The organism is Ectobacillus funiculus (assembly GCF_004138295.1).
Lineage (GTDB): Bacteria > Bacillota > Bacilli > Bacillales > Bacillaceae_G > Ectobacillus > Ectobacillus funiculus.
The window spans coordinates 283,022-305,674 of sequence record NZ_SCFM01000004.1; the positions used below are offsets into that span (position 1 = coordinate 283,022).

26 protein-coding genes are annotated in these 22,653 nt (G+C 42.1%); 2 read left to right on the plus strand and 24 right to left on the minus strand.

What is annotated here, in order from left to right; translation table 11 throughout:
• Positions 1-514: 514 nt before the first annotated feature.
• From EP737_RS02855 to EP737_RS02865, 3 genes are all read right to left on the minus strand, one after another.
• The gene (locus tag EP737_RS02855; RefSeq protein ID WP_129726398.1) at positions 515-709 is read right to left on the minus strand and encodes a gamma-type small acid-soluble spore protein; all 195 of its coding nucleotides are present in this window, start codon (positions 707-709) and stop codon (positions 515-517) included.
• 196 nt (positions 710-905) lie between these two features.
• On the minus strand, positions 906-1,532 hold the full coding sequence (locus tag EP737_RS02860; protein WP_129726399.1) for a LysE family translocator: 627 nt from the start codon (positions 1,530-1,532) through the stop codon (positions 906-908).
• Between the two features lie 65 nt (positions 1,533-1,597).
• Complete coding sequence (locus EP737_RS02865) at positions 1,598-2,422, minus strand: MerR family transcriptional regulator (protein ID WP_246040164.1); 825 nt, start codon at positions 2,420-2,422, stop codon at positions 1,598-1,600.
• Between the two features lie 277 nt (positions 2,423-2,699).
• Here EP737_RS02865 and EP737_RS26795 point away from each other — a divergent pair, with 277 nt between their 5' ends.
• Positions 2,700-3,215, plus strand: coding sequence for a CBO0543 family protein (locus tag EP737_RS26795; protein WP_425455840.1), 516 nt, complete (start codon positions 2,700-2,702; stop codon positions 3,213-3,215).
• A 145-nt stretch (positions 3,216-3,360) separates the two neighbouring features.
• Here EP737_RS26795 and EP737_RS02870 read toward each other — a convergent pair whose 3' ends face one another.
• A complete protein-coding gene (locus EP737_RS02870; protein WP_129726400.1) occupies positions 3,361-4,032 on the minus strand; it encodes a hypothetical protein in 672 nt (223 codons plus the stop codon).
• 203 nt (positions 4,033-4,235) lie between these two features.
• On the opposite strand from EP737_RS02870, the gene EP737_RS02875 reads away from it, so the two are divergent.
• Positions 4,236-4,409 carry an asparagine synthase gene (locus EP737_RS02875; protein ID WP_129726401.1) on the plus strand — a complete coding sequence of 58 codons (174 nt, stop codon included), beginning with the start codon at positions 4,236-4,238 and terminating at the stop codon, positions 4,407-4,409.
• A gap of 53 nt (positions 4,410-4,462) precedes the next feature.
• Here EP737_RS02875 and EP737_RS02880 read toward each other — a convergent pair whose 3' ends face one another.
• The 20 genes from EP737_RS02880 to EP737_RS02975 all read right to left on the minus strand — a co-directional run bounded on the left by EP737_RS02880 (position 4,463) and on the right by EP737_RS02975 (position 22,653).
• Positions 4,463-5,308 (minus strand): GHMP family kinase ATP-binding protein, encoded by an 846-nt coding sequence (locus EP737_RS02880; RefSeq protein ID WP_129726402.1) that lies wholly within the window; start codon positions 5,306-5,308, stop codon positions 4,463-4,465.
• A 30-nt stretch (positions 5,309-5,338) separates the two neighbouring features.
• A complete protein-coding gene (gene cbiB / locus EP737_RS02885; RefSeq protein ID WP_129726403.1) occupies positions 5,339-6,298 on the minus strand; it encodes an adenosylcobinamide-phosphate synthase CbiB in 960 nt (319 codons plus the stop codon).
• Positions 6,299-6,301: 3 nt separating this feature from the next.
• Complete coding sequence (locus tag EP737_RS02890; protein WP_129726404.1) at positions 6,302-7,027, minus strand: adenosylcobinamide amidohydrolase; 726 nt, start codon at positions 7,025-7,027, stop codon at positions 6,302-6,304.
• Positions 7,020-7,631, minus strand: coding sequence for a histidine phosphatase family protein (locus EP737_RS02895; protein ID WP_165350685.1), 612 nt, complete (start codon positions 7,629-7,631; stop codon positions 7,020-7,022). The genes EP737_RS02890 and EP737_RS02895 overlap by 8 nt, the downstream gene beginning before the upstream one ends.
• Positions 7,628-8,371, minus strand: a complete 744-nt coding sequence (gene cobS, locus EP737_RS02900; protein WP_129726406.1) for an adenosylcobinamide-GDP ribazoletransferase — start codon at positions 8,369-8,371, stop codon at positions 7,628-7,630. The genes EP737_RS02895 and cobS overlap by 4 nt, the downstream gene beginning before the upstream one ends.
• Entirely contained in the window at positions 8,368-8,907 is a 540-nt protein-coding gene (gene cobU, locus EP737_RS02905) for a bifunctional adenosylcobinamide kinase/adenosylcobinamide-phosphate guanylyltransferase (protein WP_129726407.1), read from the minus strand. The genes cobS and cobU overlap by 4 nt, the downstream gene beginning before the upstream one ends.
• A 12-nt stretch (positions 8,908-8,919) precedes the next feature.
• Positions 8,920-9,966: a threonine-phosphate decarboxylase CobD gene (gene cobD / locus EP737_RS02910; RefSeq protein ID WP_129726684.1), complete on the minus strand. Its 1,047-nt coding sequence runs from the start codon at positions 9,964-9,966 to the stop codon at positions 8,920-8,922.
• 35 nt (positions 9,967-10,001) lie between these two features.
• Positions 10,002-10,547, minus strand: a complete 546-nt coding sequence (gene cobO, locus EP737_RS02915; RefSeq protein ID WP_129726408.1) for a cob(I)yrinic acid a,c-diamide adenosyltransferase — start codon at positions 10,545-10,547, stop codon at positions 10,002-10,004.
• A 63-nt stretch (positions 10,548-10,610) separates the two neighbouring features.
• A complete protein-coding gene (cobA, locus tag EP737_RS02920; RefSeq protein ID WP_129726409.1) occupies positions 10,611-11,420 on the minus strand; it encodes a uroporphyrinogen-III C-methyltransferase in 810 nt (269 codons plus the stop codon).
• A gap of 22 nt (positions 11,421-11,442) precedes the next feature.
• On the minus strand, positions 11,443-12,483 hold the full coding sequence (cobT, locus tag EP737_RS02925; protein ID WP_129726410.1) for a nicotinate-nucleotide--dimethylbenzimidazole phosphoribosyltransferase: 1,041 nt from the start codon (positions 12,481-12,483) through the stop codon (positions 11,443-11,445).
• Positions 12,480-14,000, minus strand: coding sequence for a cobyric acid synthase (locus tag EP737_RS02930; protein WP_129726411.1), 1,521 nt, complete (start codon positions 13,998-14,000; stop codon positions 12,480-12,482). Before EP737_RS02930 ends, cobT begins: the two co-directional genes overlap by 4 nt.
• The gene (locus EP737_RS02935) at positions 13,993-15,366 is read right to left on the minus strand and encodes a cobyrinic acid a,c-diamide synthase CobB (RefSeq protein ID WP_129726412.1); all 1,374 of its coding nucleotides are present in this window, start codon (positions 15,364-15,366) and stop codon (positions 13,993-13,995) included. Before EP737_RS02935 ends, EP737_RS02930 begins: the two co-directional genes overlap by 8 nt.
• Positions 15,367-15,386: 20 nt before the next feature.
• On the minus strand, positions 15,387-16,508 hold the full coding sequence (locus EP737_RS02940) for a cobalt-precorrin 5A hydrolase (RefSeq protein WP_205650877.1): 1,122 nt from the start codon (positions 16,506-16,508) through the stop codon (positions 15,387-15,389).
• Positions 16,508-17,281 carry a precorrin-4 C(11)-methyltransferase gene (cobM, locus tag EP737_RS02945; RefSeq protein WP_129726413.1) on the minus strand — a complete coding sequence of 258 codons (774 nt, stop codon included), beginning with the start codon at positions 17,279-17,281 and terminating at the stop codon, positions 16,508-16,510. The genes EP737_RS02940 and cobM overlap by 1 nt, the downstream gene beginning before the upstream one ends.
• Complete coding sequence (gene cobI / locus EP737_RS02950) at positions 17,278-17,979, minus strand: precorrin-2 C(20)-methyltransferase (RefSeq protein ID WP_129726414.1); 702 nt, start codon at positions 17,977-17,979, stop codon at positions 17,278-17,280. Before cobI ends, cobM begins: the two co-directional genes overlap by 4 nt.
• Positions 17,980-17,981: 2 nt before the next feature.
• Complete coding sequence (gene cbiE / locus EP737_RS02955; protein ID WP_129726415.1) at positions 17,982-19,184, minus strand: precorrin-6y C5,15-methyltransferase (decarboxylating) subunit CbiE; 1,203 nt, start codon at positions 19,182-19,184, stop codon at positions 17,982-17,984.
• Positions 19,175-20,269, minus strand: a complete 1,095-nt coding sequence (locus EP737_RS02960; RefSeq protein WP_129726416.1) for a cobalt-precorrin-5B (C(1))-methyltransferase — start codon at positions 20,267-20,269, stop codon at positions 19,175-19,177. Before EP737_RS02960 ends, cbiE begins: the two co-directional genes overlap by 10 nt.
• A gap of 3 nt (positions 20,270-20,272) precedes the next feature.
• On the minus strand, positions 20,273-20,920 hold the full coding sequence (locus tag EP737_RS02965; protein ID WP_129726417.1) for a precorrin-8X methylmutase: 648 nt from the start codon (positions 20,918-20,920) through the stop codon (positions 20,273-20,275).
• A gap of 24 nt (positions 20,921-20,944) precedes the next feature.
• The gene (cobK, locus tag EP737_RS02970; RefSeq protein WP_129726418.1) at positions 20,945-21,712 is read right to left on the minus strand and encodes a precorrin-6A reductase; all 768 of its coding nucleotides are present in this window, start codon (positions 21,710-21,712) and stop codon (positions 20,945-20,947) included.
• Positions 21,709-22,653 carry a sirohydrochlorin chelatase gene (locus EP737_RS02975; RefSeq protein ID WP_129726419.1) on the minus strand — a complete coding sequence of 315 codons (945 nt, stop codon included), beginning with the start codon at positions 22,651-22,653 and terminating at the stop codon, positions 21,709-21,711. The genes cobK and EP737_RS02975 overlap by 4 nt, the downstream gene beginning before the upstream one ends.

Genomic DNA, 22,653 nt, shown 5'->3' on the forward strand with positions numbered 1-22,653 from the left:
TACACTGTACTCCTAAAATTTCTAACTACGTCGAATCACTTCTAGCTAGAAATTTATACTTTCCTACAGTGTAAAGAAAACTCGCTGATTGGCGAGCCCTGCTCTTGGGCGAAGACAGAGACGTAGCCCTACTTACACTGTACTCCTAAAATTTCTAACTACGTCGAATCACTTCTAGCTAGAAATTTATACTTTCCTACAGTGTAAAGAAAACTCGCTGATTGGCGAGTCCTGCTCTTGGGCGAAGACAGAGACGTAGCCCTACTTACACTGTATTCCTAAAATTTCCGACTACGTCGAATTCGCTTCTAGCTAGAAACTTATATTTTCTGGTGCAAAAAACTTTATAAGTTCCCATCACACCGGATCACTTCCTCAAAAACAACTCTTGAACCGAAGAGTGTTTACTTCAACGGACCAAGCACTCTATAATCAGTCAATTGAAGCAAGACAACTCTTCCGCTCTAACATTTAATTAATAAGCCGTCATAAGAAAATGGTTTTCGAAACTTCTCTAATGCCTGCTCTTCGGTTCCAATTGTTTTCTAACTTCTTCCATATTTGTATTGCTGTAAACTGCCGTTCCGCGCCCTCCAGTTTGGGCTAACAATTCCTTTACCTGCTTATAACTAAGACCGGACTGGGCATTGAGACGCTTCACTTCTTTTATATCCGTACCGACAATTGTATACTCGTTTCCCTGCTCCATTCATTATCTCTCCTTTCTTGTTATGTAGATATAGCTTTCCCTCTTCACAAGCGTAAATTGTATGCTTGTCTATAATTAAGGTGATTAGCGAATTCGCCTTAAACAAAAATACCTTAAGAGACATCCCTCAAGGTATTTACCAATTACAAATATAATGCATCACATGGTCGGCTGTCATACATCTGAAAATGATTCATTATATGTCAGTTGTGATAAGCTTTGCTCCCAATCCAATAAAAATAACTGCGGCTGTCATATTCATGTATTCACTAAAACGTGGATTTTGTAATAATCGGTCACGAAAACTTCCTGCAAAGTATCCTAATAAGCTAAATATAATCGCAGTTAAAACAATAAAAATCAATCCCAACATACACATCTGCAAGGGAACATTGGATAATTTATAGTTTATAAATTGAGGCAGAAAGGTGAGATAAAAAATCGCTACTTTTGGATTCAAAATATTCATTAATAATCCTCTGAGAAAAAGATCTTTTGACTCGTTGTTGCTTTCAGAATGAAGCTGAATCGCTTCTTTTCTATGTTTTATCGCTTGGAAAGCAAGATAAAACAAATAAATTGCTCCTAACGATTTAAAGATAGTAAATACTACCGCCGAAGTTTTAATAATAAGCGACAGACCGAGTGCTGCTGCTAAAGTGTGTACGATGTTTCCTAAACTTAATCCCATTGCGGTGACAATCCCAGCTTTTCTTCCATTGGTCATTCCTTGTGTAATCGTAAAAATCAGGTCTGGTCCAGGAATCACAATTAGGATAATGGATGTGCCGATAAATAATAATATTGTTGCTGCGTCAAACATTTAGAGAACTCCTTTCAATTTTCCTTTACAAATAAATATAAACCCTCCTGTAAGGGGAGGGTCAATCAGATTACTGGTATTTGTAATTCGGTAAGATAATCCTCTTTATTTTTTGAAATATAATGGTCAATTATCGTTCTTTCTATTGAGTCACCAATAATTTGCAGACCATTTTCTTTTATGTAATTTAATAAGATTCTGTAATACTCCGGGGAATCACTATGATTTCCCCTATAATAAATACAAGCATATTTCCCCTGTGGAAGGGTTGTTACAAATTCATTTCGGATGTCATCTTTATCCACTAAAATAAATATTGAGTTATATTCATCAAACTTTTCATTTTTTATCTGACGGCTAGCAATGGTTAGTCCTACTCCTCCAATAAATACAGAAGAATGCATGTTAGACATATTTTCTAGTCTCCGCAAGGAAATCTCCAGCTCTGGTTCTGAGCTGATTGTTTCTAATAACCGTGCTATTTTCCTTTCTTTAATATCCTTGATGATGGCAATCCCTAACTCTCGAATTCTCCTTGCATGCTGAATGTCTGCAATTCGACTTTGAAATCTGTTGTTGATTCTTTGTAATTCTCTAATTTTATTTTCCGTTAATTCTTTTTGTTTCTCTAACAATTCTAAAAAATCATCAATATTTCTATGTTCTAAATGTACTTTTATTTCTCCTAAAGAAAAGCCTAAATCCTTTAAATAGTTAATCGTGTTCAGTTGTTCAAATTGTTCCGTTGAATAGTATCTATATCCGTTATTTTCATCAATTTGAATCGGTTTCAACAACCCAATTTCATCATAATATCTCAGAGTTTTAATTGTAGTATTATGCAGTTTTGACATTTCTCCAATTGAAAATTTATTTTTAATTTTAGTCACCCTCAATTCTTAAGATCATATTTCTTATCTTAAGTGTGTCCTTATTTAATTTTACAAATATAGGTTAAAAATGATGCATATTTCATACATGTCAGTTTACCATAACCATTCATTATTAGAAGAGACGTTAATAAAAGGAGCATTCTTAATTTTAAAACTAAATCATACTCTACTGAGACGCTTAGCCTTATAAAACATGTTAATGTTTGTAAATACTAAATCAAAAGTGGTTATGATGACCGGAGGACAGTTGGTGTTACATATAATTAGTTCCTATATGACGCTAGTAGTTGCGTTCTTAACCATATTTGCAGCTTGGCGTTTCGGTAATTGGAGAGATTGGAGAAAATATTACCCGACTATACTATTTACAATAATTGTGAACTTTCTCATCACCATACTAACTTATAATCATTCGCTTTGGCATTTCGAAAAAACATTATTCATTCCCAATCATGTACTAGCTGATATTTTTATGAAATTTCTAAACTACCCCGCCATTGTCTTACTATATCTTTCACGATATCCTTACAACTCACGACTGCCCAGGCAGTTAACTTATCTTATCTCTTGGGTCGTAGTGTTTTCTTTAATTGAATGGATGTTTGTATGTACGAAGATAACAACTTATCACAACGGTTGGAATATTTGGTGGTCGATTGTTGTTTGGGTGTTTATGTTTATCGGGTTCCGTATCCATCACACCAGACCTCTGTGGGCATGGCTGCTTTGTTTTGTAGGCACTGCTTTTTTAGTCTTTTACTTCCATCTTCCAATTACTAAATTGAAGTAGTGAAAAGGATTAAGGCTTGCAATACTCTGCAAATACTTTGATTTTGATACGTTTACTCAAACACTAGTGAACACGAGAAAAGGACCTTCAAATGAAGGTCCAAAATACCGACTTGTTTCTTAAAAAAGCCTTGCTTCCGTTTTATCTAGTGTTCATAATCCATTTCACTTAAAGAGTCCATATGACTCGCAATCATTGCAATAATCGTGCTCGCCTCTTCTTTGCTGAAAACAAAATTCGTTTCATCCTCAATTAACTCGCGGTCAGATGTTATTAAACGATTTACACGGCGGAGTACTCCATCCCCTGTTTCCTCTACAATCCCAAATTGATACGTAATCTCTACATCATCTTCATGAGCGTAAGCAGTTACCTCAGGGGTTGTCCACCTCACGTCAATTTCCTCATACATCTCGGCATCTATTTCCTCGTACATATCCGTATCATCTAGGTCGTTTTCATCATCTTCCATAACCATATACTCATCTTCGTCTAGGTCTATATCCTCGCTTACATACTGATGAAAACTCTCATGAACAGCATCAACAATGTCTTCAATATCCTTGAAAATCGTTCTGGACGTTTGATCAAACTCTATGTCTAATGACTCCATATAGAATTCTTCATTATATGGATCGAAGAAAAGGGTGCAAAAATAGTCACGCTCGTTATCCTCCATCTCAACAAAAAACTCAATTCGCGGATGTTTGGCACCTCTGTCGATTGTCATATGACCAGCTTGATCGTACTTCTCACAAATGGATTCCAAATAATCTTGCAGCTCTCCAGTAACTCGGTCAAACCATTCTAACGACATATAGCATTCCTTCCTTTCAAAGTCATCGTTTTTATTATTTCCTGCTCTCTGCTCATAGGCACTTCCAATTTCATCTAGATAGTCCCTGAAAAAGTGCTTCCAATAACCTACACTTATGTTTTTAAGCAATAAACAAAAACTAATTTTGGTACTCAGACATGGGTTGCCATACATTTGTTAAGTACGATGGGGAGGGAAATACCTTGAACATTCGCGAAGGTTTAATTCCAACTGTATTAGGTACAGCGGTTTCTGCTACTGGTTATGCGCTGAAGCAAAATCGGAAAGTAAGCCCTATGGTCTCAAACACTGTATTTGGATTTGGACTCGCTCACGTTGTACTAGGGGTAATTGACCTTGTAGAGCATCGTCGTTAGCAAATAGGACGAGCATTACACAGGCTCGTCCTCCTTTGGATTCCTTAGATAATTTAAGAAAATTGCAATATACTGGTTCCCATTAAAAAATGGATCTTCTGTTTAATTTCTCGAGTAATCGCTTGAATATTAGGCAGCTGTGCATTTAGTAAAATCCCGATCACAGTGCCGCTGTGGGCGACAACCACACCTCCATTGTACTGCTGGGCCAGCTGCTCTAACTCATCAAAGTACGGCTTTGGTAATAACTGCTGATTGATACGTGCACTTATTGTCGCGGCTTCACAAAGATAAGCAAAGTTCCCGCTCCTTATTCCTTCGGTTACAAGCTCATATGCTTGTTGGAATTTCTTCTTGTGCTTCTTGCTATATTCTTTCTTATGTTGATTAAACTCTACTGTGTCAACACTCCCTCCTACATCAAAACCGATCAGAATAAAGGGAGGGAGCGAAGCAAATGCTTCAATTAACTGCCCATTTAAGTAATCATAAGCAACTACACCTTCATACATCACGCCATCCGTAGGCTCGATTTCCGCAGCTATGCGTGAAATAAGTTCCTCTGTTACAGGAAGGGAATAACTATCGGATACCGCTCGCACTGCTGCGATAATATCAGCAGAACTGCTAGCCATTCCTTTTCCGATTGGAATATTGGAGCGAATGTGCAAATATCCCCCTATCTTGATACCAAAGGTTTTTAAAAGTTTTTCACACGCCATTCTTGCCTTTTGTCTGCCCCATACAGTCACAATATCAGTGGCATTCCGATCTGGCACAAATAAAGCACTGCTTTTTAACTCCTTAACTGGCAGTGTAATTAAAAAAGGGCGTTCCTCTATCACGCCTTGCACAAGCTCGCCAAATGTTCCACTGCAACTTCCACTCCCTATCTTCATATCACTAAACCTCTATTCCTTCTTTTCCACTCAGATTACAAATAGTACGCCAATCACACATAAAACAGCGACACATATTGTTGCCGCTATATTCATAATCCTAACAGTCAGGATAATATCTTGCTTTTGTATCAATCTAAGAGGCTCCCCCATTTTTGCTCGATGGGATGGGATTCCTTGATAAAAGTTTGTACCTCCAAGCTGAATGCCAAGCGCTCCTGCAACAGCCGCCTCTGGAATCCCGCTATTTGGACTTGGATGAAGTTTCGCATCCCGACGAATCGCTGTCCATGCGCGCCGCACATTTAACCTCATAAAGAAACAGGTTACCATAATGAGTACACCTGTTAAACGAGCAGGTATATAATTCATCACATCATCCATTCTCGCCGAAGCCCAGCCAAGGTTACGATATGCTTCATTTTTATATCCGACCATAGAATCGAGCGTGTTTACAGCTCTGTATGCCATCGCAAGAGGCGCTCCACCAATGAGTGCGAAAAATAACGGAGAAATAATAGCATCTACAATATTTTCGGCCACTGTTTCTACAGCACCGCGTGAAATTTCACTTTCATCCAAATCAGCTGTGTCTCGTCCAACAATCATCCCCAAGCTATGCCGCGCTTTTTGGAAATCACCATTTTGCAAATGACGATAAACTTCCATTGCCGCATCTCCCAGCCCCTTCACAGCAATCGTCGTAGACACGATCCAAACCTCTGCCGCAAACCCAAGCCAACCGCTCCATAGACGGAGAATGTCGAGTAATAATGTAACGACAAAAAAAGCTCCTCCACCAATAAGAAGGGGGAACAAAATTCCAGCTAATTTGAGCATTCGTTCTTGTACAACCAGCCTTCTTATAATCTTTTCTAATAGGGCTATACACTTCCCAATCATAATAACTGGGTGAGGAAGCACACGTGGATCTCCAATAAGACGGTCCACAATATACGCAAGCCCAATACATATACAATTTGTAAACACTCTCTATCCCCTTCCTAAGTTATGCACTGTCTCATAAAGTGCATCATATACGAGACGACCGATTGCATTTCCGATTGTAGTAGCAGTTCCAGCAAACTGATGGACTGGGTACTCCTGTCTGTTTTGACTAACAGCTATCACAACCGCATCAGTTGTCGTGCCCGTTGCAAACTCGCCTGATTCATCCCTAACATGTAAATCCTGCAGCGCAGCAGCCTTTGCTTCTGTCGCTGTAATGATTGCATTTACCATCGCAGAGGGAGTTAAACAGCTGTCGATAAATAAAAATGTATTAATCGTCCCGCATTGATATGCCGGAAACGTTCGCCTCCGTTTCCCTGCTCTAGCACGGTTTCCAATCCCTGCTGTGACGCAGCAAACCATCCGAAATCCGTCTCCGCTCTCCTCCTGCACAGAAGCAAGATCAATTCTCGCTGCTGTTTGCAATGCCACTGCTTCCTCCGGATTATATCCCCATTCTTCTACTTGCTGCCCCATATGCCCGATTGGGTCAACAGCGCTATAATCAAGCGGAACTTGCCAGTTTATAAAATGGCTTGCTTGTCCGAAGCCCCCTCTATGTACTGCACTGCTAATTGTTTCTAATAAAAATGGAAAAGGAATCAACAAATGATCCCCTTTTTTGTATATATATAATTCCGGCCACACACTTGAAGTATAGTAATTATTATGTTGAAACGGCTGCACCTGTTGTCCTCCATCATTCATTCCATGTCATTCTATCTATTATGGCACAGGAATTGCCGTCACGTCCAAGCTTTATTACAAGACTACTGCCATGTTTGACTCCTTCTGCATTCCAAAATTCCTGCAGATCTCTCAAAATCCATTTCGCCAAAACCCAGCGGATTGGTCCTCCATGGCTCATAACGAGAATGGTTTCATCGTCCTTCTCATGAAGCAATATATGGGACAACCAAGTATCGACTCGATTCCCGAGTTGCTGCAATGTTTCACCGTGTGGAGGAGCAATCTGAAAGGGATTTTGTATCCATTCTTGCAATAATTCCCGTTCGCGAATGCTATCGTATGTTTCACATTCCCAATCTCCAAAGTGCAGCTCGCGTAACGCATGTATAGAAACAGGCTGCAGCTGCAAGTAACTTCCGATAATTTCTGCGCTTTCCCTTGTCCTAGACAGGTCACTGCAGTAAATACGAGTGATTTCCTTACCGTACACCTGTCTGACATGCTTCGCCAAACGATGGATTTGCTGACGGCCTGTTTCATTTAAACGTGCATCAAAATGGCCAAGATAGCGACGGGCTGCATTTTCATCAGTTTCTCCATGTCTCGCAAATATGATTTTCATGAAAATAACCTCCATATCGCAATAGCAAGAAAAAGAGATGTTACTTCACACCACTCGACGATGGCTCCGTAGCAATCTCCCGTGAGCACCTGCAATCTCCGATAAATACTCGCCGTAAATCCGCTGCCAAGTACGATGGTGCTTAGAAATAACAGAATTCCTTTTGCGCCTAGCATGACATAGGTAATACCTGCAATCCATACGAAATGAAACAAAAGAATGGGCAGCGTAATCGCCTCTCGCAATCCTGCTCCTAAACCGCCTTCCTTGCGATATGACCAAAGTTTAATCGCACCAATGAGAAACAATCGCGCATATAACGGAGAAACAATCAAAACAAAAAAAAGATTCTCCTGAAAAAGGTCATGCGCAGCTATAAATTTTCCGCCAATCAAACAAATAGCGGCAATGACCCCCATTGCACCGACGCGGCTATCCTTCATAATTTCAAGCATCCGCTCTTTGCTTCGATTGCTACCAAGCCCATCCGCTAAATCCATCCATCCATCTATATGCAGTCCCCCAGTAATCCAAATCCACGTAAGTATAATAAAAAAGACCGAAACAGAAGGGGAAAATACTTGCTTTAACACCATTGCTTCAGCATATAACAAGCCTCCAATGATCAAACCGATGAACGGAAAATGAATAGAACTCCGCTTCCAGTCCCGATCCGTCACACTTATATAAGGAACAGGGATTCTTGTTAAAAACATAAGTGCGCTTAAAAATGCCTTCATCCTTTTAACCTCAATGGAATACCCGATAATACAGCATACACCTCATCTGCCTGCTCTGCGGCCAACTGATTGACTTCCCCAAGCAGATCTTGAAACAAACGTCCTAGCGGTGACATTGCAACCCCGCCTAGTCCAACCTCACTCGATACTGCAATAATATGCTGATTGGACTGCTTTATACATTTCAGCCATTCCCGAACTTCCTCTCGTATACATTCTCTATGGAATGGCTGCTTATATTCTGATTCAGGGATTTGCATGCAGCGATTGGCGAGCCAAGTTGATAAACAATCTACTAAAACTACATGATACCCAGAAAAAATATTGTTCGGAATGATTAGACTATCCGTGTCTTCCCATACCCCCCAATGCTTAGGGCGTCGCTCTTTATGCGCATCGATACGACTCTTCATTTCCTCGTCTGTTACTACCCCGAATGCCGCATAGAGAACAGAATCTGATTGCATAGCAGCAAGCTGCTCAGCAAATGCACTTTTTCCACAGCGCACGCCCCCTGTAATCAAGACGAAGCTCATATATTGTTCCCCCTACAAAATTTCTTTCAAAACGTGCAAAAGCTGATCATTTTCTTCCTTCGTACGAACAGCAATCCGAAAATCATCCACTGTTAAACCGGGATACATGGCGCAAGACCGGATTAAGACCCCTCTTCTTCCCATATCCCACTGCACATCAGCGGCGGTTCTTCCATTTTGAAGACGCACTAGCAAAAAATTTGCTTGTCCTGGAAATACAAATAACCCCAGCTCCTCAAGCTGTTGTTTCAAATACTCCCTTTGCTTACGTACAAGCCCAATCGTTTTTTCTTCGTATCCATGCTCTTCTAAGCAAGCTTCACCAGCCACAAGGGCTAATTGATTCACACTCCACGTCACTTGTTTGCTCTTCATTTGCCCGATTAGCTCCGGGTGCGCGATTGCATAACCGAGCCTAAGTCCAGGAATGGCATAAAACTTTGTCATAGAGCGAACGAGAATCACATGCCTGTGCATATTTAAATTCGGCAGCAACGTGACTTGTTCACTGCGGGGCAGAAAATCAAGAAATGCCTCATCCACAACCAAGTATGTATTTGTTTTCGCTGCCTGCTCAGCGATTTGAGTCAGCTCTTCCTTCGTATATACAACACCGGTCGGATTGTTCGGATGGCCAATAAATACAAGATCAGCTTCACTAAGCAGCTGAAATAAATCAGGTAAATGAGGCTGATAATGACGCTCCCATCTCCCCTCACACGAAACAACCTGTGCACCAAATGCCGTTGCCAGCTGGGCATATTCAGAAAAACATGGATTTACAATTCCAACCTTTTTCGGCTGCAGGGCAAGAAGAATAACAGCCATGCATTCTGCAGCACCGTTGCCAATTACAAGATGTTCAGATGAAATATGCAGCTTCTCAGCAAGCTTCTCTTTTAGCAGCCTTTGAGATGGATCTGGATAGTGTACAATTGCTGAAAGCTGGTCGCGCAGCAGCTCCATCACCCGCGGCGGTGGTCCAAGCGGATTAATGTTTGCACTAAAATCAAGAAACGCCCTATCTTCCAGCCCGAATACGCTTGCTGCGGTAAGCATATCTCCGCCATGTCCATGAGCTTCAATCCAGGCCACTAAAATTCAATCCCTTTCACAGCCGGAACACCTTCATCATAGTAGTGCTTAATCGGCTTCATTTCTGTTACTAGGTCGGCAATTTCCACAATTTCATCCTTAGCAGAGCGTCCCGTTATCACAAGGTGCATAGAGGCCGGGCGAGTTTGAATGAGATGCATTACCTCCGCCAACGGGAGCACGTCTTCGACTGGAAATCCTGTAATCGCAAGGGCATTGTTTAATTCATCTAAAATTACAACATCATACACACCTGAAAAAACTTTTTCCTTCGTAAACTCCCACGCCTGCCGCAATGCCTCCCGATGCTCCTCAGGTGTTTTTGTCCAAGTAAAACCAATCCCTGTTTGATGCATCTCGATACCAATTTGCTGAAACATCTTTTTTTCACCAGACATCCTGTCAGGAGATTTAATGAATTGAATCATTAATACCCGCTTTCCTTGTCCGGTTGCACGAATAGCAAGTCCAAGAGCCGCAGTTGTTTTGCCTTTTCCATCGCCTGTATATATAAGCGTCAGCCCACGTTGCTTTTGAGCCCCCATTTTTCCTCCCCCTTATACATGCACCAGATTTCCCTCACAAAGGAGGCTTGTGCAAATGCTTTCCTAATTTTTTATTGCTGCTTCCTCAAGAGCATCTATAAACAAATCGCCGGTATTTGCACAGCCTTCTTTAAACCATTGTAATCTTGGTCTTAGCTTCACAACGTCCCCCACAAGAACAATAGCAGGATGCGTGATCTGCGCAGCTTCCGCTTTACTCTCAATTGTCTCCAGTGTCCCTGTGACAGTCCTTTGTTTTTCCGTTGTTCCCCATTCAATGAGCGCAGCCCCTGTATCTGGACGTTTACCATGTTCAATTAACTTTCGACAAATATACTTTAAATTGCCGACTCCCATATAAAAGGCGATGGTATCGATTCCCTGCGCAAGAGCTGCCCAATTAATATAGTCTTCTCCCTTTTCAGACCGACCGTGTCCCGTTACAATCGCGAAGGAGGAAGCATAATCTCGATGTGTAACAGGAATACCAGCATACGCAGGGGCTGCAATTCCTGACGTAATCCCAGGGACAATTTCATATGGAATCCCTTCCTGCACCAATACCTCCGCTTCTTCGCCAACACGTCCGAACACACATGGATCTCCGCCCTTCAAACGTGTAACAGCCTTCCCCTCCAATGCCTTTTCGACAAGTAATTGATTGATTTTCTCCTGCACAACCTCGTGCTTTCCTGGCATCTTGCCGCAAAAAATCAACTCTGCATCCTTCTTTGCATACTGTAAAAGCTTTTCATTGCTTAGTCTGTCATATAAGATGACATCAGCTTTTTGAATACATTCCATCCCATACACTGTAATAAGCTTAGGATCGCCAGGTCCCGCTCCGACAAGATATACCATACCTTTTTCCACTATATATCACCGCTCTTTATCTTTATTTTCGATTGGATACCCCTGCTGAATCAAATGTTGCCATCTCTTTAAGCATGAGAGATGCCGACTGCAGAATAGGAAACGCAACAGCCGCACCACTGGCTTCTCCTAGGCGAAATCCTAAGTCTAAAATCGGCTTTTTTCCCAGCAAATGTACCGCTGTTTCATGTCCAATTTCAGCAGAACGATGTCCAATCACCATATAATCCACTGCATCCGGACACATTTCCTTTGCTAATAAAGCAGCTGTCGTACAAATAAAACCATCAATCAAAATCGGAACACGATGCGTTGCCGCCGCCAGTATCGCACCTGTGATAGCAGCAATTTCTAGTCCTCCAAGCTTCGCGAGTATATCGATTGGATCATTTCGGTCCGGCTTTCGCGCTTCAATTGCTCGTTGAATAACCTTCTGTTTATGAGCAATCGTCTCTTGACCAATGCCTGTCCCGCGACCAACCAGGTCGGCAACATCCTTTCCGCTTAGTACAGCCACAATCGCACTACTTGCCGTCGTGTTTCCAATCCCCATCTCCCCTAAAATGAGGCATTTAGCGCCACGATGAATCATCGCTTCTCCGCGTTCATACCCGATATGAAGTGCCTGCTTTGCTTCTTCACGTGCCATCGCATCTATTTCACAAAAATTCCTAGTTCCATATCGTACCTTTTTATGAACAATACCGTCAGCAGCTATATCTGCAGCAACTCCAACATCTACAACTTCAAGCATCGCACCGATTTGTCTGCTGAACACATTGATAGCCGCACCACCGTTTACAAAGTTCATTACCATCTGCGCAGTCACCTCTTGTGGAAAAGCAGAAACACCTTCTTTTACAACACCATGATCTGCAGCAAATATAATAACTCCCGGGGGCGTAACAAGAGGGAAATCCTCGCCTGTTATTTCAGCAAGTTGCACTGCTAGTTCTTCTAATCTGCCAAGGCTTCCCTGGGGCTTTGTTAATGTGTCAATATAAGCCCTCGCACGGCAGCCCTTTTCCTTATCTACAGGTTGGATGTGAGCTGTAACGTTCATTGTACTTCTATCCCCCTTCTTTGAAATTCCTCCATTTTTTGTTCAATCACATCGATTTGAACATGGTTTCTGACATGTTCAGCTAATCGGTCAAACGCTTCTTCGCGCAGCCTATTAAACGAAACACGGTCATGTATCGGCGATAAACCTTTTTTCTCGCGAATACGGTTTAACAGCAGTTCACGAAATGCATCATTATGAAATATGCCATGAAAATATGTACCTATTACTTGTTCATCAGGACTTTTACAGCCTTCCTTGCCATTTTCTGTTTGAATAAGAGCTTCAAACATATCATGGACTTCCGACTCTCCCATATGAATCTCATAGCCTGTTACACTTATATCTTTATTGAAAAGCTTCAAGATACCTTCTGATAATACAGTTGTTTTTTCTTGCGTAATAGTTGTCGAGAGAGGCAGCAATCCCAGACCTTTTGTGTATAATTCCGGTGATTCTACAGCAAACGGATCATGAATATGCTGTCCTAGCATTTGATACCCGCCGCAAATACCGAAGATTAGAGATTTCCCTCTATCATATAAGGATACTACCTTATCCGCGATTCCGCTCTCTTGCATAAACAAAAAGTCCTCGATTGTATTTTTGCTCCCCGGCAAAATGATAAGATCGGGTTCTCCTAGTTGATCTGCTCTTGTTACAAAGCGAACATCACAATCCGACTCTACAAAAAACGGGTCAATATCCGTGAAATTTGAGATTTTCGGATATTGAATGACTACAATATCCAGCTCCTTATCAGTATTACGCAGCGCTGTATATTGATGTAAAATAACCGAATCCTCTGCATCTATATTTAAATGATGCAAATATGGAACAACACCAAGTACCGGCTTCCCTGTATATGCCTCAAACCACTTAAGTCCTGGCTCTAACAGACTCATATCTCCCCGGAATTTATTGATAATGACGCCGATGACACGGTCACGATCTTGCGGCTCAAGCAGTTGAAGTGTTCCTACTAAACTGGCAAAAACCCCTCCCTTTTCGATATCCCCAATTAACACAACAGGAGCGTTCGCCATGCGAGCAATGCGCATATTTACCATTTCTCTATCATTCAAATTGACTTCTGCAGGACTGCCTGCACCTTCAATCACTATTCTCTCGTAAGAATGAGAAAGAACTGACAGAGATTCCTGAATAAGCTGTAGTCCAGTTTCAAAAAATTCCGATCTATAACTAGTAGCTTTCATGTTTTTATAAGGCTTTCCATGTACAACAATCTGTGATTCATTATCACGGGTCGGTTTAATTAAAATCGGATTCATATACGTCGTTGCCATAATTCCAGCTGCTTCAGCCTGCACGCCCTGCGCTCTTCCAATTTCTTTTCCATCTACCGTTATATAGGAATTCAAGGCCATATTTTGTGATTTAAACGGAACGGTTTTAAATCCATCCTGATAAAAAATGCGGCAAAATGCTGTGACAATTGCACTTTTTCCCGCATCCGAATGCGTTCCTTGAAACATAACCGGAAGGGCTTTACTCATAGTTTATCTCCTTACATTGCCGAATCCAGCTTTCAACCATTTGCGGACAGGATCCGAAATGAAAATGCGTATATCCCGCAATTAGATTCTCCTTCATATACCCTTCCCTCTTCTTACCGCGCATTCCCTTTGTTTCATATGCATATGGAATCTCTCCTTTTGGCTGAAACACAGAGTAGTGAAACTCATGCCCTTTGGCATTCACACCTTGCTCAAGTAAAAAGTTTCCTTCTGCTCCTGTAATTTCACGATACCCAAGAGCAGCTAATTTATTTTGCATTTTCACACTTCCGGGAATTATACCGACCATTTCATGTTTTCTGCCGTTTGTTTCCTCAATGGCTTCTGTTAAAAACATAAAACCGCCGCATTCGGCTAAAGTGGGAAGACCATTTTCGATCGCTATCCGTATCGACTGCTTCACTGCCTCTTGTCCTGCTAACTCCTCTGCAAACTCTTCTGGAAACCCACCCCCAATATACAAGCCATGTATATTGGAAGGAAGAACATCTCCCTTAAGCGGTGAAAATTCCACCAACTCTGCTCCATATGATTGCAAGAGTTCCAGATTTTCCTTATAGTAGAAATTAAAGGATGCATCCTTTGCAATCGCAATACGTACGCTGTTGCTTTTGGTTTCCCCTCTTTGAAATTGCGAATGTGAAACAGACAACTGAGGTGCTTTCGCTAGTTCATATAGCTTTTCTATATCAATTGTTTCTAATACGAGATCTCCTAATCGTTGAAAAAATGAATCTAGTTCCCCGCGTTCGATCGATGGAACAAGTCCGAGATGCCGCTCTGGAATTGCAAGCTCTTCATCCCTTTTTAAATAACCGACAACTGGAATGCCGCATTCCTGCTCAATTGCTGCTTGGACCAGTCGAAAATGCCCCTCGCTGCCAACGCGATTTGCAATAACCCCAACAATATTTGGTCCTTCTGCAAAGCATTGAAACCCCTTCACAATTGCAGCAGCACTACGCGCCATACTGGCACAATTCACAACAAGGATAACCGGGCTTTTCGTAATCATGCTAATTTCCGCTGTTGTTCCCGCATTGCTCGTTGGGCTTTTTCCATCAAAAAACCCCATTACTCCCTCAATAATAGAAACATCTGCTCCTTCACTGCCTCTTTGTACAATTTCTTGTACCATTTCATGTGATAACATCCAACTATCCACATTCCGGGACGGCCTTCCAGTCACAGCGGTATGGTAGGTAGGATCAATATAGTCTGGTCCACATTTAAATCCTTGTACTGTGAAACCCTTTTTTTGAAATGCTGCCATAAGCCCGATTGTAAGCGTCGTTTTTCCGACGCCGCTCCCGGTTCCTGCAATTACAAGTCTGCGATGTTCCATACGCTCTCTCCTCCCTCCGCTTAATGTGGCACTACCGCAACAGAAATCGTAACATTTCCTGATTTCTTCTTCACAAGCTCAAGCTTTTCCGCTCCGCTATATAAAAGAGCAGCCGGTTCACTAACACCATACGCCCCTGTATATTGAAACACTGTTTGTGAGGGCTGCTGCATTGGAACAGCATTTAATTGTTCAGGAGAGTAGTAGATAAACTCCCAGCCGTATTTCTTTACAACAGCCAGCAGCCCCTGCTCATCCTTCTTCAAATCGATTGTACAAATAGCTTTTACGCTTTTCATAGAAAAATTTAGTTCGTCTAGCGTTGTCTGAATGACTTCCTCAATTTCCTCCGATGATGTACCGCGATTACAACCCATTCCGAGGACAATGACCTTTGGTCGATATAATACGCCATTATGTAAAATTTGGGATTCTTCGTTTGATAGATTTCGATGTGTGACAACCAGTGCAGCAGCTGGAGCTTGAGCAAGCGCCTCATCAATTGAGGAATACGTGCGAATATGTGTCGGCAAAGATCTATCATACTGCCACCATGACTTCTCACCTGATTCCTGCACAACAGCAACAGCTTCCTCATTGACAACCGCAGCACTAACAGGAGTCAGTTTTTCAGCTGATTCCCACGTCCAGCCAAATCGTTTCCCAAATAAATCAACCGCAATCGTTTGCTGTACATCAGAGGCTGTTGTTACAACAGGACGCGCTCCTAATATAGCTGCAACTTCCTTCGTCAACTCATTTGCTCCACCTATATGTCCGGACAATACGCTAATCACGTGCTCAGCTTTATCATCAATCACCACTACAGCAGGGTCTGTCTTTTTATCTTGCAGGAGAGGTGCAATCATCCGAACAACTGCGCCAAGGGAAATAATAATAATAAGTCCCTTATAGGATTTGAATAGAGATGGCAGCAACAATCGCACACTTCCGGTGAACAGTTGAATCCCCTTCTCCTGTTCATCACCTTGCTCAAACTTGCTCATATAATACAAATCCGCATTTTGGAAAGAACGTTCGAGCTCTCTTGCAACTTGTACCCCATGTTTTGTAATAGCAACAATCGCATAGTCACCGCGCTGCTGAACGTCAGACAGCTGTCCTTCCTGCAAAGTGATAATCACCCCTTCACCCCCCGGCGGAATCCGTGTGTAAATGTTTGATCATACAGTTTAGAACGGTAGTTTTTATCATGAATATTTTCATCAAGCGCCCAGCCAGCTAGAATCATCGCTTGCTTACGAATACCGTTTTGACGCATTGCTTCATCTAAATTCTCAATTGTCGTACGAACAATTTTTTGATCAGGCCATGTTGCCTTATAGACAACCGCAACAGGTGTACTTGGAGCCCAGCCCGCATCTATTAGCTCTTTTACGACCTTTTTTGTTAAGGTAGCACTTAGGAAAAGAGCAATCGTACAATGGTGCTTTGCCAAATCCTTTAACTTCTCAAATTCTGGAACCGGTGTGCGTCCCTCAGCTCTTGTCAAAATAACCGTTTGCGTTAAATCTGGAATCGTCAGCTCTGCCTGTGCCGCTGCCGCTGCCGCAAATACAGAGCTTACGCCTGGTACAATTTCAACCTCAATACCCTGCTGTTTTAATAAAACCATTTGCTCCATAATAGCTCCATACACAGCTGGATCTCCTGTATGTACACGTACAACTTTCTTCCCTTGGCGAATTCGGTCGACCATAATGTCTACCATCTCTTCTAAATGCATCCCGGCAGTTTTTAATATCTCTGCGCTTTCCTTTGATTTTTGAATTAATGCTTCGCTCACAAGGGAATCTGCATACAAAACAACGTCTGCTTCTTCTAGCAGCTTTAATCCTTTTACGGTAATTAAATCCGGATCTCCCGGACCAGCGCCAATAATATAAAGCTTCATTTTCTCACCACCATTAATGTTAAATATTCTAACTCTGCTCCTTGCAACTCATCTGCTTTCCAAATAATTTCTTCATCTGATGTGACCTTTGTTACAACGGATGCTTTTGACAGCAAGTTTAGCTCCTTGAGCACAGCAAGCATTAAGTCGATGACCTTTGCAACCTTAATAAAAATCACACAATCATGCTCCTCAATCGCTCGCTTCATCGCATCGTAGTCATCACGAGCTGGAATAATAGCGACATGATCATCGCCGTCCGCCAGTGGCAGTCCGAGCCTAGAAGCCGCCCCGTTCATGGATGAAATTCCTGGCACAACCTCAATGGCTGCTGCTGGATGACGCTCCTGCATGAGACGCATCATATGAATGAAAGTACTATATAAAAGAGGATCTCCTTCTGTCACAAATGCAACATCCTTCCCCTCTTGCAACCTTTCCCAAACACTCTCAACCGTTTCGCTCCATTTTTGTTCCAAGATGACAGGATCCTTTGTCATCGGAAACACAAGCCCGAGCATTTCCTTCTCTCCTGGCTGTACGTATACATCAATAATTTTTTGAGCGTAGCTTTTACTTCCTTTTTGCTTTTTTGGATATGCAATGACATGGGATTCCTTTAATTTCCGAAATGCCTTTACTGTTAATAATTCTGGATCTCCCGGACCAACACCGAGACCATATAATGTACCGAGCATAGTTATTCTCCTTCTTTATGCTTTGCAGCAATAATATAAATGGGATTGAGCGCATCAAAGCGCGTTAGATTCAAAATTGGCTTACTTCTTGAAACTTGCGCAAGTGTAATATCTGTTTGAAACCCGAGCTTTTTAAAAATTGCTGCTGCCTCCGCTAAATTTTCAATCGTTACTGCATTTAAAACAATCGTTCCATTCACTCTTAGCCGACTGCAGCAAATAGAGAGAATATCCTCCATCCCTCCTGCCGTACCGCCAATGAAAACTGCATCAGGATCTGGAAATTCCTCGAGCCGCTCCGGCGCTTTACCATGAACGGCTATAAAATCCGTGCGAAATTTCTTCATATTTGCTAAGCAATTTTCTAAATCCGCTTCATTTTTTTCAATGGCAAATATCTGGCCTTCACAGGCAATTTTTGCTGCTTCAATCGCCATAGATCCAGTACATGTACCAATATCCCAAACAATGCTGTTTTCCTTTAATCGCATTGCACTCAAGCTCAAAGTCCGAATTTCTTTCTTTGTAATTAAGCCCTTATCCGGTTTCCGCTGAGCAAATTCTTCATCCTCAATGCCAATTGACCATGATGGGCCCTCTGCTGTTTTTTTCAATATGACAACATTCAATGGAGAAAACTCTTCCTTCTCCATTTCTTCAAGAGAAAACCAACGGCACCGCTCCTGCTCCCCGCCAAGATTTTCTCCAACAAATGCCTTATATTCTGTCATTCCAAATGACAACAAATATGATGCAATCCGATTTGGAGAATGTTCTGCATCAGTTAAGAGCGCAATTTTCTCTTTGCCATCAATTTTTTGCGCCAACCCTTTCATGCTTCTTCCGTGTACACTCGTTACATACGCATCGTGCCACCGTTCTCCTATTTTCGCAAATGCAAGTTGAATAGAGCTTACATACGGATATACCTCAATCTCCAACTCTCGCGCTAAATAACTGCCAATGCCATAGAATAGAGGATCTCCTGATGCTAATACGACAGCTTCTCTCTTTTCCTCCTTCAAACGCTCAACAAGAGCGGAAAGCTTTCCCTCGATTACAACCTTTTCTCCTTCGTAATCCGGAAAAAACGCAAGTTGGCGTTTTCCTCCTACTAGCACTTCGCTCTCCTGAATCCATGTTTCATACATCGGCAGCAAACTTTGAATTCCATCGTCACCGATTCCAATCAATTTCAATCCCATCTGCTCTGCACCGCCTTTCCTAAAAATTCCCCCTTCATTGTATATAAAGAGGTATCTACTTCTGCGCCTCCGCCTATTTCCTCTAAAGCTGCATGACAGCAATACGTACAAAGCGTTTCGAAAAACTTCAGGTTTCCTTGCGCTTGCATCATTTCTCCAACATGTGAAGCAGTGTTCGCTTGCCGAACATTCTCTACTAATTCGTCAGAAGCGCCTGACTCCCTCGCCATCTGGGCTAAAAACGAAAAATCAACAGGCGCACTTTTCGAATGTACCATCATAATGCCTTGTGCAACCTTTGAAAACTTCCCCATCATTCCGACCATGGAAATCTTCTTCACACCCTGCTTTTTACATTGCTTTAACGTAAATCCTACGAAATCTCCCATCTCAATAAACGCTTCCTCTGGTAAAGAAGGAAATTGCTTCATCGCGCACTTTTCACTTCTTCCGCCGGTTGTAATCACAACATGCTCACAGCCGCTCGCCCGTGCTACGCGAATAGCCTGCACAATGCTTGCCTTATAAGCAGCTGTAGAGAAGGGAACAACAATGCCGCGTGTTCCTAAAATAGAAATACCGCCAAGTATGCCAAGGCGTCCATTTAATGTTTTTTTTGCGATTTCTTCGCCATCTGGCACAGAAATGATAATTTGTATTCCTTTGTCTACATGATAATGCCGTAACACTTCTTCTGCCGCTTCATGTATCATTTGACGCGGCACGGGATTAATGGCCGCTTCCCCAACAGCAACAGGAAGCCCCTCCTTCGTGACGCGCCCGACACCAATTCCACCATCTAGCACAATACCGCTTTGCTCCTGCCATGTAACAGTTGCAAGAATGGCGGCTCCGTGCGTAGCATCCGGATCATCACCGCCATCCTTTATCACTTTTGCCGTTACAGAGCCGCCAGTGGTATCACAGCTTTCAATCGAAAAGGTTGCAAACCTGCCAACAGGTAAATAAATGGTAGACTCTGTTTGTATTTCTCCAGTAATTAGCGCAGTCAGCGCAGCCTTTGTGGCAGCAGTAGCACATGCACCTGTCGTATACCCTTCCCTCAGCTTGGTTTCCTTTTCCATTTGTTACACCCGATCTGCAAGAATAGAAATCGCATTTAACGCTGCAACTGTAACGGTACTGCCGCCCTTCCTTCCGATATTGGTGATAAACGGAACGTCGAGCTTGGCTAGTTCCTCCTTAGACTCGGCAGCTGATACAAACCCTACAGGCATTCCAATGATTAATCCAGGCTTTGCTTCCCCTTCCTTAATCAAACGGATTAATTCTAACAATGCAGTCGGTGCATTTCCAATTGCATAAATGCCGCCATCAGCTTCTTTAATTGCTTTTCGCATAGAAATAATCGCACGTGTTGTATTTAAGCGCTTTGCTTCCTTCATAACATCTGGATCAGAAATATAAACCTTAATTTCTCCACCATATTTCTCAATTCTTGTTTTATTTGCACCGCTTTGAATCATTTGCACATCTGCTACAACCTTTTTTCCGCTCCGAATCGCCTGTATACCTGCTTCAATCGCCTTTGGATGAAATAGCATGCTTTTCCCTAATTCAAAATCAGCGGAAGCGTGAATAACACGCTGCGCAACACGATATTGCTCAGGCGTAAAGGGATGTTCTCCAATTTCCTCATCAATCATTTGAAAGCTTTTTTCTTCAATTTGCTCCGGCTGTACAGTAAGAGGCTTAAATTCTGTTAAAAAATCCATCTATCCTCACTCCTTCTTTTATTCTCATAGGCTAGCTTTTTGTAAAGCTTGTATAACATCTGAAAACTCAGAATACACCGTTCCGTAATCAATTACTGGACGTCCAATTAAAATAATATCGATTCCCAGTTCCTTTGCTGCTTCCACCTTTTCGTCAACCGAACCAACACGTCCACTTTCCTTCGTAACCATAACGGTTACGCCATATTGCCTATAAAGTGCCTTATCAAATTCCTTCGTAAACGGTCCTTGAATGGCAACAATATTTTTTTGAGGAAGTCCGAGCCGTTCACATTTTTCCATATTGTCAACACGTGGAAGCATACGGGCAATCAATCTCGTATCCGGCACTTCTAGCAATCTCTTCGTAAAAATATCAAGTGTCTTGCTGCCGGTTGTTAGCATAATAACGCCTTTTTTCTTTGCTGCTACTTCAGCTGCCTCCTCGTAGCTATCTACGACCGTCATGTTTTCGTATGCGAATGTTTGAGAATCACGTTCGTAACGGATATAAGGCACTCCGCACTGCTTTGCGGCATCTATTGCATTTTTAGAAGCTTCTTCCGCAAATGGATGACTTGCATCTACCACAACAGAAAATTCATTTTCACAAATAAAGCTTGCCATTTCTTCGCTAGTTAAACGTCCCGTACGTACATTCAATCCTGAGTTACGTAGCTCCAAGGCTGCATTTTCCGTTACCACTGTCGCAAGGACATCGTAACCAGTCTGCTGAATTTCTAAAGCAAGCGCACGGGCATCACTTGTTCCTGCTAGCAAAAATATCTTCATCGCACTCCCGCCTTTTCATCCGCATCATGATGGTGGTCGTGGTCGTGGTCGTGGTCATGATGATGGTGATGATCGTGATCATGATGGTGATGATCGTGATCATGATGGTGATGATCATGATCATGATGATGATGTATATGCTCCATCACGCCAAGACGATATTGACATGTATCACAATTCATTTTCACTTCATCCTGCAGCGCCTCTTCTGCACGATCTTTTAAAATCGTTTGCAATCTAGAATGGAAGCCAAAATATCCAGCTAATTGAAATTCAACCTCTGGGTATTCGAGGCGGAATTGCTCTGTCATCTCTTCTAAACGCTTGATTAAAACGCCTGTAAATAGAAAATAAGGAAGAATAATAATTTTCTTTGCTCCAAGCTTGATACAGCGCGATACTCCCTCATCTGTAAGAGGGCTTGTAACACCAATAAAGGCTGGCTCTACTAATTTATAATTCGTCTTTTCCCATAGCAATCTTGCGATCTTATACAATTCACTGTTTGCATCCGGATCGCTGCCGCCTCGACCAAGAAGCATAACAGCCGTATCCTCTGGCGCTTCTTCTATATTCTCTCCAATTTCCTGCAGCCTTGTTTTTAAAATTTCAAACGTTTCCTCATGAATTCCGATCGGTCTGCCGTACGTAAATCGAATATTTGGATACTTATTCTTTGCTTCATCAATTGCTGCTGGAATATGAATTTTCGAATGTCCCGCCGGAAGCAGCATAATTGGAATCAGAATCACATGCTCCGCGCCCTTCTCTACACATGTATCAATTCCTTGACTCATTGTTGGTCGCTCAAATTCTAAAAAGCATGTTTCAATTAATAATGAATTATCTAGGCTGGAGCTCATATTTTCAATAAACTGCCTTACCTGTTTATTTCCTTCCGGGTCTCTGCTGCCATGTCCGACAAATAAAACTGCTTGCAT

Coding starts and splice junctions, on each gene's coding strand:
- EP737_RS02855 (WP_129726398.1), bottom strand. CDS start 709: ATGGAGCAGGGAAACGAGTATACAATTGTCGGTACGGATATAAAAGAA.
- EP737_RS02860 (WP_129726399.1), bottom strand. CDS start 1,532: ATGTTTGACGCAGCAACAATATTATTATTTATCGGCACATCCATTATC.
- EP737_RS26795 (WP_425455840.1), top strand. CDS start 2,700: ATGACGCTAGTAGTTGCGTTCTTAACCATATTTGCAGCTTGGCGTTTC.
- EP737_RS02870 (WP_129726400.1), bottom strand. CDS start 4,032: ATGTCGTTAGAATGGTTTGACCGAGTTACTGGAGAGCTGCAAGATTAT.
- EP737_RS02880 (WP_129726402.1), bottom strand. CDS start 5,308: ATGAAGATAGGGAGTGGAAGTTGCAGTGGAACATTTGGCGAGCTTGTG.
- EP737_RS02890 (WP_129726404.1), bottom strand. CDS start 7,027: ATGAATGATGGAGGACAACAGGTGCAGCCGTTTCAACATAATAATTAC.
- EP737_RS02895 (WP_165350685.1), bottom strand. CDS start 7,631: ATGAAAATCATATTTGCGAGACATGGAGAAACTGATGAAAATGCAGCC.
- cobS (WP_129726406.1), bottom strand. CDS start 8,371: ATGAAGGCATTTTTAAGCGCACTTATGTTTTTAACAAGAATCCCTGTT.
- cobU (WP_129726407.1), bottom strand. CDS start 8,907: ATGAGCTTCGTCTTGATTACAGGGGGCGTGCGCTGTGGAAAAAGTGCA.
- cobD (WP_129726684.1), bottom strand. CDS start 9,966: ATGCTTACCGCAGCAAGCGTATTCGGGCTGGAAGATAGGGCGTTTCTT.
- cobO (WP_129726408.1), bottom strand. CDS start 10,547: ATGGGGGCTCAAAAGCAACGTGGGCTGACGCTTATATATACAGGCGAT.
- cobT (WP_129726410.1), bottom strand. CDS start 12,483: ATGAACGTTACAGCTCACATCCAACCTGTAGATAAGGAAAAGGGCTGC.
- EP737_RS02930 (WP_129726411.1), bottom strand. CDS start 14,000: ATGAGTAAAGCCCTTCCGGTTATGTTTCAAGGAACGCATTCGGATGCG.
- EP737_RS02935 (WP_129726412.1), bottom strand. CDS start 15,366: ATGGAACATCGCAGACTTGTAATTGCAGGAACCGGGAGCGGCGTCGGA.
- cobM (WP_129726413.1), bottom strand. CDS start 17,281: ATGAAGCTTTATATTATTGGCGCTGGTCCGGGAGATCCGGATTTAATT.
- cobI (WP_129726414.1), bottom strand. CDS start 17,979: ATGCTCGGTACATTATATGGTCTCGGTGTTGGTCCGGGAGATCCAGAA.
- cbiE (WP_129726415.1), bottom strand. CDS start 19,184: ATGGGATTGAAATTGATTGGAATCGGTGACGATGGAATTCAAAGTTTG.
- EP737_RS02960 (WP_129726416.1), bottom strand. CDS start 20,269: ATGGAAAAGGAAACCAAGCTGAGGGAAGGGTATACGACAGGTGCATGT.
- EP737_RS02965 (WP_129726417.1), bottom strand. CDS start 20,920: ATGGATTTTTTAACAGAATTTAAGCCTCTTACTGTACAGCCGGAGCAA.
- cobK (WP_129726418.1), bottom strand. CDS start 21,712: ATGAAGATATTTTTGCTAGCAGGAACAAGTGATGCCCGTGCGCTTGCT.
- EP737_RS02975 (WP_129726419.1), bottom strand. CDS start 22,653: ATGCAAGCAGTTTTATTTGTCGGACATGGCAGCAGAGACCCGGAAGGA.